The organism is Pseudoxanthomonas sp. Soil82, assembly GCF_040446535.1.
Classification (GTDB): Bacteria; Pseudomonadota; Gammaproteobacteria; order Xanthomonadales; family Xanthomonadaceae; genus Pseudoxanthomonas; species Pseudoxanthomonas kaohsiungensis.
On record NZ_JBEAAK010000007.1, the window covers coordinates 1 to 10,991 of the forward strand.

The 10,991-nt window shown below is 70.6% G+C and carries 10 protein-coding genes and 4 tRNA genes; 12 read left to right on the forward strand and 2 right to left on the reverse strand.

Going from position 1 to position 10,991, the window contains the following annotated elements; all coding sequences use genetic code 11:
* Positions 1-820 precede the first annotated feature (820 nt).
* Both prfA and hemA read right to left on the reverse strand, forming a co-directional pair.
* Positions 821-1,903 (reverse strand): peptide chain release factor 1, encoded by a 1,083-nt coding sequence (gene prfA, locus ABKA19_RS15645; RefSeq protein ID WP_162376505.1) that lies wholly within the window; start codon positions 1,901-1,903, stop codon positions 821-823.
* Positions 1,881-3,185: a glutamyl-tRNA reductase gene (gene hemA / locus ABKA19_RS15650; protein WP_353689697.1), complete on the reverse strand. Its 1,305-nt coding sequence runs from the start codon at positions 3,183-3,185 to the stop codon at positions 1,881-1,883. Before hemA ends, prfA begins: the two co-directional genes overlap by 23 nt.
* Before the next feature lie 152 nt (positions 3,186-3,337).
* Between hemA and ABKA19_RS15655 the strand changes: the two genes are divergently transcribed.
* The 12 genes from ABKA19_RS15655 to ABKA19_RS15710 form a co-directional block, all read left to right on the forward strand.
* The gene (locus tag ABKA19_RS15655) at positions 3,338-5,032 is read left to right on the forward strand and encodes a tetratricopeptide repeat protein (RefSeq protein ID WP_353689702.1); all 1,695 of its coding nucleotides are present in this window, start codon (positions 3,338-3,340) and stop codon (positions 5,030-5,032) included.
* Complete coding sequence (gene lolB, locus ABKA19_RS15660; protein ID WP_353689698.1) at positions 5,029-5,655, forward strand: lipoprotein insertase outer membrane protein LolB; 627 nt, start codon at positions 5,029-5,031, stop codon at positions 5,653-5,655. Before ABKA19_RS15655 ends, lolB begins: the two co-directional genes overlap by 4 nt.
* Positions 5,652-6,518 (forward strand): 4-(cytidine 5'-diphospho)-2-C-methyl-D-erythritol kinase, encoded by an 867-nt coding sequence (gene ispE, locus ABKA19_RS15665; RefSeq protein ID WP_353689699.1) that lies wholly within the window; start codon positions 5,652-5,654, stop codon positions 6,516-6,518. The genes lolB and ispE overlap by 4 nt, the downstream gene beginning before the upstream one ends.
* Before the next feature lie 3 nt (positions 6,519-6,521).
* Positions 6,522-6,598, forward strand: a tRNA-Gln gene (locus tag ABKA19_RS15670).
* 124 nt (positions 6,599-6,722) lie between these two features.
* Positions 6,723-7,691 carry a ribose-phosphate diphosphokinase gene (locus ABKA19_RS15675; RefSeq protein ID WP_353689700.1) on the forward strand — a complete coding sequence of 323 codons (969 nt, stop codon included), beginning with the start codon at positions 6,723-6,725 and terminating at the stop codon, positions 7,689-7,691.
* 200 nt (positions 7,692-7,891) lie between these two features.
* Positions 7,892-8,515, forward strand: a complete 624-nt coding sequence (locus ABKA19_RS15680; RefSeq protein WP_162376510.1) for a 50S ribosomal protein L25/general stress protein Ctc — start codon at positions 7,892-7,894, stop codon at positions 8,513-8,515.
* Between the two features lie 51 nt (positions 8,516-8,566).
* On the forward strand, positions 8,567-9,148 hold the full coding sequence (gene pth / locus ABKA19_RS15685) for an aminoacyl-tRNA hydrolase (protein WP_353689701.1): 582 nt from the start codon (positions 8,567-8,569) through the stop codon (positions 9,146-9,148).
* A 72-nt stretch (positions 9,149-9,220) separates the two neighbouring features.
* Positions 9,221-10,312, forward strand: a complete 1,092-nt coding sequence (ychF, locus tag ABKA19_RS15690) for a redox-regulated ATPase YchF (RefSeq protein ID WP_162376512.1) — start codon at positions 9,221-9,223, stop codon at positions 10,310-10,312.
* Positions 10,313-10,424: 112 nt separating this feature from the next.
* A tRNA-Tyr gene (locus ABKA19_RS15695) sits at positions 10,425-10,510 on the forward strand.
* 64 nt (positions 10,511-10,574) lie between these two features.
* Positions 10,575-10,648, forward strand: a tRNA-Gly gene (locus ABKA19_RS15700).
* Between the two features lie 40 nt (positions 10,649-10,688).
* Positions 10,689-10,764: transfer RNA gene (locus ABKA19_RS15705), tRNA-Thr, on the forward strand.
* A gap of 104 nt (positions 10,765-10,868) precedes the next feature.
* A partial coding sequence (locus ABKA19_RS15710; RefSeq protein WP_233348216.1) for a GTP-binding protein occupies positions 10,869-10,991 on the forward strand: 123 nt, incomplete at its 3' end.

The window sequence follows — 10,991 nt, forward strand, 5'->3', positions numbered from 1 at the left end:
GGCTCGGCGGGAGCCGTGGTGGACCGGAGGCATCGCAGCCGCTCGGGCGTACATCCCTGTACGCACTCGCTACCGCGGCCACCCATGGCCGCTGCTCCGACGCCTCCGGCCCACCACGTCTTCGGGGTGCGTTGGGGTCGTCGCTCCGGTCATGCCCGTCCCTACAGGAGAGCATCCGTCGTCGCTGGTGCGTGGCCCGCCGACGACGGAAGAGGTGGAGACACCGTGGCATTGGCTCCTGGCGATGTCATCGCGTCGAGCGAAGCCACACCCAAAACGTCGCCCGAGGACGTCGTGCCCTGGGGGCAGGGCGCAAGTGGCACAGGGATGTGCCACGACCCGAGTCCGGACAGGACGTCCGGTCGAGGGATGCGCCCTGCCCCCAGGGCACGGCGGCCCCGTCCGGAGCTGGCACTACCGTCGCGAGTACCGCCTTGTAAGGCGCTCCCCCGTCACCGAACCCCTGGGCATCCCGCCGGGCTTTTGCCGTGCGCCCGGGGGGCGGCCATGCGGCCTGGGCTTTTGCTCCGATACCGGGGCTCCCGGGCCCCAACCGCAAGGCTTTTTGCCTTGCGCCCGGAGCTGCCGGGCTCCGCCATCGGGGCTTTTTGCTTCAACGTCGGGACTCCCAGGCTCCAATCGCAAGGCGTTTTGCCTTGCGCCCGGAGCTGCCGGGCCCCGCGGCCGGGGCTTTTTGCTCCAGCGCCGAGGCTCCCAAGCCCCAATCGCAAAGCTTCTTGCCTTGCGCCCGGGGCTGCTGGGCTCCGCGATCGGGGCTTTTTGCTCCAACGCCTGGGCTCCCGGGCGCCGCCCGCCGGCCTCACTCAGACGTCAGTCGCGCCAGCTCGTCGGCCTGGTGTTCCTGCTGCAGGCGGGTGACCAGCGGCCCGAGCTCGCCTTCCAGGATGTTGGGCAGGTCGTACAGGGTCAGGCCTTCGACCCGGTGGTCGGTGATCCGGCCCTGCGGGAAGTTGTAGGTGCGGATGCGCTGGCTGCGGTCGCCGCTGCCGACCTGCAGGCGGCGCGATTCGGCCTGCGCCGCCTGCTGGCGGCTGCGCTCGGCGTCGAGCAGCTGCGCCTTCAGCCGCTTCATCGCCTTGTCGCGGTTGGCGTGCTGGCTGCGCTCGGTCTGGCTCTCGACCACCACGCCGGTGGGCAGGTGGGTGATGCGGATCGCCGAGTCGGTCTTGTTGACGTGCTGGCCGCCGGCGCCGGAGGAGCGGAATGTGTCGACCTTCAGGTCGGCCGGGTTGATCGCGATGTCCTCGATCTCGTCGGCTTCGGGGATGATCGCCACCGTCGCGGCCGAGGTATGGATGCGACCCTGCGACTCGGTCGCCGGCACGCGCTGCACCCGGTGCGTGCCGGACTCGAACTTCAGCCGCGAATAGGCGCCGCGGCCGACGATGCGCGCCACGATCTCCTTGTGCCCGCCGTGCTCGCCGGGGTTGTCCGATTCGACCTCGACCTTCCAGCCCTGGCGCTCGGCGTAGCGGGCGTACATGCGGAACAGGTCGCCGGCGAAGATCGCCGCCTCGTCGCCGCCGGTGCCCGCGCGCACCTCCAGGAACAGGTTGCCGTCGTCGCGCGGATCCTTCGGCACCAGCAGCAGGGCCAGCTCGCGGTCGAGCGTGTCGAGCTGCGCGCGCGCCGCGGCGATCTCCTCGCCGGCCAGTTCGGCCAGTTCGGGGTCGTCGCGCATGGCCTCGGCGGCGGCCAGGTCGGCCTTGGCGCGGGCTTCGGCAGCCAGCGCGGTGGCGACCGGCTCCAGTTGGGCGAACTCGCGGGAAAGGTCGCGGAAGCGTGCGTTGTCGGCCAGCACGCCGGGATCGGCGAGCAGGCGTTCGAGTTCTTCGCGGCGCTCGGCCAGCGCTTCCAGCTTACGGCGCAGGCTCGGGGTCATCGGGCAGTCGCGGTTCGGCGGTCGGGGGGGGCGCCGGATGGGCGTAGGGCGCCCTGGCCGGGAACAGGCGTTCGGCGGCGCGGGCCAGTTCGGCGTCGCCGCTGAGCGCCGCTTCGCGCAGGGCGGCGGTCGGCGGGTGCAGCAGGCGGTTGGTCAGGGTGTGGGCCAGGAACTGCAGCACCTCGTCGGGATCGCGGCCGCCGGCCAGTTGCTGGCGGGCGCGCGCAAGCAGCTCGTCGCGGGTGTTGTCGCCCAGTATGCGCAGGCGCTTGAGCGTCTCCTGGCGGTCGCCGGCGTGCAGGGCTTCCATGTAGCGGGCGACCTGCAGGTCGATGATCGCCTCGGCCGCCTCGGCGGCCTCATGCCGGCCGCGGCGGTTGTCCTCGACCGCGCGTTCGAGGTCGTCCACGGTATAGAGGTAGGCGTCGTCCAGGCCGGCCACGCCCGGCTCGATGTCGCGTGGCACGGCCAGGTCGAAAAGCAGCACCGGCTTGCGCCGGCGCGCGGCCAGCGCGGCCTCGACCTGGGCCTGGCGCAGCACCGGCTCGCGGCTGGCGGTGGCCGAGAACACCACGTCGGCCTCGGCCAGGTGGCGGTCGAGCTCGGTCAGTGGGAGGGCATAGCCTCCATGGCGGGTGGCCAGGTCCTGGGCGTGGGCCAGGGTGCGGTTGGCGACCAGCAGCCGGCGCACCCCGCCCTTGGCCAGGTGGCGGGCGGCCAGTTCGATGGTCTCGCCGGCGCCGACCAGCAGCACGGTCGAATCGGGCAGGTGGGCAAAGGAGTCCTGGGCCAGCCGCACCGCGGTGGAGGCCACCGAGACCGGGTTGGCCCCGATCCGGGTGTCGGTGCGCGCGCGCTTGGCCACCGCGAAGGTCTGCTGGAACAGCCGGTCCAGGCGGCCGCCCAGTGCGCCGTGCTCGCGCGCCAGCGCCCACGCCTCCTTGACCTGGCCGAGGATCTGCGGCTCGCCGAGCACCATCGAATCCAGCCCGGTGGCGACCCGGAACAGGTGGCGCACGGCGTCGGCGTCGCGGTGCTGGTACAGGTAGGCGCCCAGCCCTTCGGCCTGTTCGTCCAGCCATGCCGCCAGCGCCTGGCCGTCGGCGGCCACCGCGTAGATCTCGGTGCGATTGCAGGTCGACAGCAGTGCGGCCTCGTGCACCTCCGGCAGCGCGCGCAGGGAGGCCAGGGCCCGGCCCAGCGCATCGCCGGCAAAGGCCACCCGTTCGCGCAGGTCGACCGGCGCGGTCTGGTGGTTGAGGCCGAGGAGCCACAGGGTCATGTTCAGGAGCTTGCGCTAATCTGCTGGCTTGTTTGGGCCGCCATTTTACGGCCCGGTGGGTGCCAATGCCCGTACCTGAGCTTTCCGAGATCGACACCGGACGCCCGCGTCCATCGCCCGGCCGCCTGCGAAGGCGGCCGTGGCTGCTGCTCATGGCGCTGGCCACGCCAGTGGCCGCCCCTGCCGCCCCGCTTCCGAAGCCGTCGGCCGAGGCCATTCCGCTGGAGCAGCTCATGGCGGGGGAGTTCGCGCTGCAGGCCGGCCAGCTGGCCGATGCGGCGCAATGGTCGCTGGAGGCGGCCCGGCTGGCGCAGGACGACGTGTTGCTCGCCGAGCGCGCCACCCGCATCGCGATGCTCGCCAATGACGACGTCCGCGCCGCCCAGGCGCTGAAACTCTGGCAGAAGCGTTCGCCCGATTCCCTGTCGCTGAAGGCGGCCACCGCCTCGCTGGCGCTGCGCGAAGGCAGGTTGCGCAAGGCGCGGCAGGAGCTGCTGCAGCTGCTCGCCGCCCCGGATCCGCGTGCATGGCGTTACGCCCTGGTGGCGCTGGCCGGTGGCCGCGATCCCGAGGCGGTCGCCAAGGTGCTGGGGCAACTGGTCGATGCCGGCGCCATTCCCGACCAGCTCCAGGCCTGGCAGGAGTTCGGTCGCCTGTCCCTGCGCCTGGATGCCCCGCAGGTCGCCGCGCGCATCGTCGACCAGATGGTCGAGCGTTTCCCCGACGAGCCGCGGGTAGCGGTGCTGCGCGCCGGCCAGTTGCACCAGGCCGGCGAGACCGCGCGGGCGCGGGAGATGCTGGTGGCCGCCGAACCGCGTGCGGCCGCCGATCCGGAGGTGCGCGGCATGCTCGCGGTCGCCTACGAGGGCATGGGCGATTTCGCCGAGGCCGCCCGGGTGATGGCGCTGGGGCCGCAGGATGTCCAGACCTATGGCATCCGCGCATCGCTGCTGGCGCGTGCCGAGGACAGCGCGACCCTGGAAGGGCTGTACCGGGAGCTTTCCGCCAGCCAGGGCGCCCGGCCCGATCCGGCGAGCCGGATGCTGCTCGGCCGGATCGCCGAGTTCCTCGAGCGCCCGGCCGAAGCGGTGGACTGGTATCGCGGCGTCCCGGGCGGTCCGTTGCGCGCCGAAGCGCGGATCCGGATCGCGGCGGCGCTGTACGAGCAGGGCCAGGTCGAGCAGGCCTACAGCGAGGCCCATGCCCTGCAGAACGACGCCGCCAGCGACGACGACGCGCGTCGCAACGCGTACCTGCTGGAAGGCGAGCTGCGCCAGCGTGGTGGCGACCCTGCCGCCGAGATCGAAGCCCTCAGCCGGGGGCTGGCCGCCTATCCCGACGACCCGGCGCTGCTGTACGCCCGCGCGCTGGCCTGGGAGCGCCAGGATCGCATCGACCGCACCGAGGCGGACCTGCGCAAGGTACTGGTCGCCGAACCGGAAAACGTCGCTGCGCTCAACGCGCTCGGCTACACCCTGGCCGACCGCACCCAGCGCTACCAGGAAGCGCTGGAGCTGATCGACCGCGCGCGCACCGCCGAGCCCGACAACGCGGCCATCGTCGACAGTTATGGCTGGGTGCTCTATCGCCTCGGCCGCAACGAGGAGGCGCTCGTGGAGCTGCGCCGCGCCTGGGGCCTGCTCAAGGATCCGGAGATCGGCGCCCACGTCGGCGAGGTGCTGTGGACGATGGGGCGGCGCGAGGAGGCCATGCGCTACTTCGAGGACGCGCGCAGGCTCGATCCCGACAACCGGTCGCTGGTCCGCGCGCTGGAGAAGCTGCAGGTCGTGCTGCCGCCCGCAGCCCCGGCCGCCGCCCAGCCGGCCCCCGCGGGCCCGGAGCGATGATCCGGGCCCGCGCATGGGCCGGCGCCTGGCTGGTCGTGGCCCTGCTCGCGGCGTGTGGCACCGCGCCGCGCCGGCCCCCGGCGCCCGCCGTGGACCGCGCCCAGGCCCTGGCGCTGCAGGCGCAACGGCAGGCGCAGCTGGAAGCCATCCCCGCCTGGTCGATGCAGGGTCGGATCGCGGTCAGCGTCGACGGCAAGGGCGGCAGCGGTCGCCTGGACTGGCAGCAGCAGGGCCCCGCGTACCGGATTTCGCTCAGCGCACCGGTCACCCGCCAGAGCTGGCAGCTGTCCGGCGGGCCGGATGGCGCGACCTTGGACGGGCTGGAGGGGGGCGTGCGGTCCGGTCCCGATGCCGCGCAGTTGCTGTACCAGGCCACCGGCTGGCCGATCCCGGTCGCGGCGATGGCGGCATGGCTGCAGGGCCTGCCGTCGACCCCGGAGGCCACGCAGGAGTTTGGTGCCGATGGCAGGTTGCGGCGGCTGGTGGCCGACGGCTGGACCGTGGAATACCAGGAGTGGCAGCCGGCGGATGCGGACTGGCCGCAGATGCCGCGCCGGTTGCAGGCCAGCCGTGAAGGCGCGCGGGTCCGGCTGGTGATCGACCGCTGGGACGCCGCCCCATGAATCCCGGCTGGAGCGAGTGGCCGGCGCCGGCCAAGCTGAACCTGTTCCTGCGGATTACCGGTCGCCGTGCCGACGGTTACCACGAGCTGCAGACGGTATTCCGCCTGCTGGACTGGGGAGACCGGATCCGGCTGCGTCCCCGCAGCGACGGCCGCATCGTCCGCCACGGCGACCGCCTGCCCGGGGTGGACGACCTCGCCGACCTGACGGTCCGTGCGGCCAACCTCCTGCAATCTTCGGCGAATTGTCCGCAAGGAGCTGACATCGAGGTGGAAAAGCGCATCCCGGCGGGGGGCGGGTTCGGCGGCGGTTCTTCCGACGCGGCCACCGTCCTTTGCGCCCTGGACCGGCTGTGGGGGTTGGCGCTGGGCGAGGACCGGCTGGCGGCGCTCGGCCTGGAGTTGGGGGCGGATGTCCCGGTCTTCGTCCGCGGTCGCAGCGCCTGGGCCGAAGGGGTGGGGGAACGGCTGGTCCCGGTCGCGCTGCCGCCAGCCTGGTACGTGCTGGTCGACCCCGGGGTCCAGGTCCCCACCGCCGCGCTGTTCCAGTCCACGGATTTGACTAGGGATTCGGCGCCCGCGAAAATATCCGACTTCGCTGCCGGAACCGTGCTCGACAATGCGTTCGAGCCGGTCCTGCGCCGCCGCGAACCTGCCGTCGAGGCCGTGTTCGAAGAGCTGGCGCGGATCGGGGTTCCGCGCCTGACCGGTACCGGCAGCGGCTGCTTCGTCGAGTTCGCCCACCGGGACGCGGCGCAGGAGGCTCTGGCGCGTTTGCCGCGACGGATGCACGCCTGGGTCGCGGCCGGCGTTTCGGATTCGCCGCTGCGGGCGGCGTTGGCGCGTCCGTCGCACCAGCACTGACACAGGGGCGTCGCCAAGAGGTCCAAGGCACCGGGTTTTGATCCCGGCATCCGCAGGTTCGAATCCTGCCGCCCCTGCCACTCGTGCGAGTCACGGACGCAAGTGCCTCGCACAAGCCCGCACATCCGTGTGCGGGGATTCAACGGAAAACCGCAGGGATCGCGGGTGTCCACGTTCCTCCACCTGATCCGAGCCGCCGCCGGTATGTCCAAGATGCAAGACGAACGCAGCCTGCTGGTCTTCTCCGGCAACGCCAACAAGCCGCTCGCCGACAGCATCTGCCGCGAGCTCGGGGTGCGGCCGGGCAAGGCGCTGGTGTCCACCTTCTCCGATGGCGAGGTGCAGGTGGAGATCGAGGAGAACGTGCGCCGCCAGGAAGTGTTCGTGGTCCAGCCGACCTGCGCGCCGACCGCCGAGAACCTGATGGAGCTGCTGGTGCTGATCGACGCGCTCAAGCGCGCCAGCGCCGCTTCGGTCACCGCGGTGGTGCCGTACTTCGGCTACTCGCGCCAGGACCGCCGACTGCGCTCCTCGCGCGTGCCGATCACCGCCAAGGTGGCGGCCAAGATGTTCTCCGCGGTGGGCACCGACCGGGTGCTGACCGTGGACCTGCACGCGGATCAGATCCAGGGCTTCTTCGACGTGCCGGTCGACAACGTGTACGCGTCGCCGCTGCTGCTGGCCGACATCTGGCGCGCCTACGGCACCGAGAACCTGATCGTGGTCTCGCCCGACGTGGGCGGCGTGGTCCGCGCCCGCGCCGTGGCCAAGCGCCTGGATGACGCCGACCTGGCGATCATCGACAAGCGCCGCCCGCGCGCGAACGTGTCCACGGTGATGAACATCATCGGCGACGTGGCCGGCAAGACCTGCGTGCTGGTGGACGACATCGTCGACACCGCCGGCACGCTGTGCGCGGCGGCCGCGGCGCTGAAGGCGCAGGGCGCGACCAAGGTGGCCGCGTATTGCACCCACCCGGTGCTGTCGGGGCCGGCGGTCGACAACATCACCGGCTCGCAGCTGGACGAGCTGGTGGTGACCGACACCATCCCGCTGTCGCCGGCGGCCCGGGCCTGCGGTCGGATCCGCCAGGTCAGCGTGGCCGAGCTGCTGGCCGAGACGATCCGCCGCATCGCCTTCGGCGAATCGGTCAGCTCGCTCTACGTCGACTGAGCCCCGACGACCCGGGCCGGCGGCACGCCGGCCGCCGGGGGACGGCAATGCGGAATCGCTACGGAAGCGATTCCGGATTCCCGATCCCCGGGAACCACACGACTCGTCTGGTCGCGGACGAGTCGCACGGATCGCCGCAAGGCGGTCCCCATCCAGGGCGTCCGCGAAGCGGTCCCCGCAAACTGAAGAGTGATAAAGCAATGGCAACTCATGTGATCAACGTCGAGCGTCGCGAGGACGAGGGCAAGGGTGCGAGCCGCCGCCTGCGTCGCGACGGCAAGATTCCGGCAATCGTCTATGGCGGCGACCTGAAGCCGGTCAACATCCAGCTGGACCACGAAAAGCTGTGGCTGGCCAGCCAGAACGAGTGGTTCTACTCCTCGATCCTGGACCTGAGCCTCAACGGCGACGTGCAGCGCGTGCTCCTGCGCGACATGCAGCGTCATCCGTACAAGCAGCTGATCATGCACCTGGACTTCCAGCGCGTGAACGACAACGAGGTCCTGCGCGCCGCCGTGCAGCTGCACTTCGTCAACGCCGAGAAGTCGCCGGCCGGCAAGTCGGCGGGCGTGGTCATCACCCACGAGCTGAACGAAGTCACCGTCTCGTGCCTGCCGAAGGACCTGCCGGAGGCCATCGAGGTCGACCTGTCCGAGCTGGCCGTGGGTGACGTGATCCACCTGTCGGCGCTCAAGCTGCCGGCCGGCGTGGAGATCCCCGAGCTGAAGCTCGGCCCCGACCACGACCTGGCCGTGGTGATCGCCAAGCATGCCCGCGTCGAGGAAGAGGCGCCGGCGGCCGAAGGCGACGAAGAGAAGAAGTAAGCCGTCCGCATCCTGCCCGGCACGCCGGGCAGGATGCAGGCTGCCAGTGCAATGGCGGAACTGCGACTCATCGTCGGGCTGGGCAATCCCGGTCCCGAACACGCGAACACCCGGCACAACGCCGGGTTTCGTTTTGTCGACGCGCTGGCCGCCCAGGCCGGCGTGCGCTTCGGCCTGGAGTCGAAGCTGTTCGGCGAGACGGCCAAGGCCGACATCGGCGGGCGGACGGTCTGGCTGCTCAAGCCGGCCACCTTCATGAACCTTTCCGGCAAATCGGTGGCGGCGGCGCTGCGCTACTGGAAGATCGAGCCGGAGGAGGCCTTGCTGGCGCATGACGAGCTCGACCTGGCGCCGGGTGCGGTCCGGCTCAAGTTCGACGGCGGCCATGGTGGACAGAACGGCCTGCGCGACACGATCCAGCACCTGGGGCACGGCAGGTTCCACCGCTTGCGGATCGGGATCGGCCATCCCGGGCACAAGGACCGGGTCACCGGCTGGGTCCTGGGCCGGCCGGGCAAGGACGACGCGGTGCTGATCGACCGCGCCATCGACGACGCCCTGGCGGTCATGCCGCTGGTGGTGGCCGGCGACGTCAACGAGGCGATGAAGCGGCTGCATACCGCCAAGGCCTAGGTGGCTGGGGGCTGGGATCCGGCGGGAACGCCGGTCCCCAGCCCCCAATCTCCTGCGGGACAACGGATAACCATGGGCATCAAATGCGGCATCGTCGGCCTGCCCAACGTCGGCAAGTCGACCCTCTTCAACGCGTTGACCAAGGCGGGCATCGCCGCGGCCAACTTCCCGTTCTGCACGATCGAGCCGAACGTCGGCGTGGTCCCGGTACCGGATCCGCGCCTGGGCCAGCTGGCCGAGATCGTCAAGCCGGAAAAGGTCGTGGCCACGGCTGTCGAGTTCGTCGACATCGCCGGCCTGGTGGCCGGTGCCGCCAGCGGCGAAGGGCTGGGCAACAAGTTCCTGGCCCATATCCGCGAGGTCGACGCGATCTCGCACGTGGTCCGCTGCTTCGACCATCCGGACATCATCCACGTGGCCGGCAAGGTAGACCCCATTTCGGACATCGAGACGATCGACACCGAGCTCGCCCTCGCCGACCTCGACAGCGTGGAAAAGGCGCTTAACCGCGCCGAACGATCGGCCAAGGCCGGGGAAAAGGATGCAATCGCGCGCAAGCCGGTGCTGCAGAAGCTGCATGCCGGGCTCAGCGAGGGCAAGCCTGGCCGGGCGCTGGGCCTGGACGAGGAGGAGCGGGCGCTGGTCCGCGACCTGTTCCTGTTGACCCTCAAGCCGGTCATGTACGTGGCCAACGTGCTCGAGGATGGCTTCCACGACAACCCGCTGCTGGAGGCCGTTCGCGCCCGCGCCGCGACCGAGGGCGCCGAGGTGGTGCCGGTGTCGGCGGCGATCGAGGAGGAGCTGGCCCAGCTCGACGATGCCGACCGCGACGCCTTCCTGGCCGACCTGGGCCTGGACGAGCCGGGCCTGAACCGGGTCATCCGCGCGGCCTACCGCCTGCTCGGGCTCCAGACCTACTTCACCGCCGGGGTGAAGGAGGTCCGCGCCTGGACGGTCAAGGCCGGGGCCACCGCGCCGCAGGCCGCCGCGGTGATCCACACCGACTTCGAAAAGGGCTTCATCCGCGCCGAAACGATCGGCTTCGACGACTTCATCCGCTACCGCGGCGAGGCGGGCGCCCGCGAGGCCGGCCGCATGCGCCTGGAGGGCAAGGAGTACCGGGTGCAGGAGGGCGACGTCCTGCATTTCCGCTTCAATGTCTGACCGGAAAAAGTCTCCCGGGGAACGTTGACAGCGCGCGCGGCGGTCGTCAGAATTGCGGGCTGTTTCACCCCGGTCGTACACCTAGGTTGTATGGGTCGCGGTGGCAGATCCCGGAGGGATACCCAAGCGGCCAACGGGGGCAGACTGTAAATCTGCTGGCTTACGCCTTCGGTGGTTCGAATCCACCTCCCTCCACCAGTTTCAGGTTGTACCGAAACATCGAGGCAAGGCCCGGAGCGGTAGGCCGGGAGCGGTTCCCCTCGCGGGAGTAGTTCAATGGTAGAACCTCAGCCTTCCAAGCTGATGGTGCGGGTTCGATTCCCGTCTCCCGCTCCATTGCGCCGCACCCGGTGTTCCGGCAAGTAACAGGTTCCACGCTCACGTAGCTCAGTCGGTAGAGCACCTCCTTGGTAAGGAGGAGGTCGAAGGTTCGATTCCTTTCGTGAGCACCATCTTCGACGCGGGCCCGCCCGCGGGAGCCGCCCGGACCTGAGTCGGGCTGTTCCGCAGGAAAAACGCAGTACTCCATCTACAACCGTCAGCGAGATAGGCAGCCATGGCCAAGGGTAAGTTCGAGCGCACCAAGCCCCACGTGAACGTGGGCACGATCGGTCACGTTGACCATGGCAAGACGACGCTGACGGCGGCGCTGACGAAGATCGGCGCGGAGCGTTTTGGC

Coding starts and splice junctions, on each gene's coding strand:
- lolB (WP_353689698.1), top strand. CDS start 5,029: ATGATCCGGGCCCGCGCATGGGCCGGCGCCTGGCTGGTCGTGGCCCTG.
- ispE (WP_353689699.1), top strand. CDS start 5,652: ATGAATCCCGGCTGGAGCGAGTGGCCGGCGCCGGCCAAGCTGAACCTG.
- pth (WP_353689701.1), top strand. CDS start 8,567: ATGGCGGAACTGCGACTCATCGTCGGGCTGGGCAATCCCGGTCCCGAA.
- ABKA19_RS15680 (WP_162376510.1), top strand. CDS start 7,892: ATGGCAACTCATGTGATCAACGTCGAGCGTCGCGAGGACGAGGGCAAG.
- ABKA19_RS15675 (WP_353689700.1), top strand. CDS start 6,723: ATGTCCAAGATGCAAGACGAACGCAGCCTGCTGGTCTTCTCCGGCAAC.
- hemA (WP_353689697.1), bottom strand. CDS start 3,185: ATGACCCTGTGGCTCCTCGGCCTCAACCACCAGACCGCGCCGGTCGAC.
- ABKA19_RS15655 (WP_353689702.1), top strand. CDS start 3,338: ATGGCGCTGGCCACGCCAGTGGCCGCCCCTGCCGCCCCGCTTCCGAAG.
- ychF (WP_162376512.1), top strand. CDS start 9,221: ATGGGCATCAAATGCGGCATCGTCGGCCTGCCCAACGTCGGCAAGTCG.
- prfA (WP_162376505.1), bottom strand. CDS start 1,903: ATGACCCCGAGCCTGCGCCGTAAGCTGGAAGCGCTGGCCGAGCGCCGC.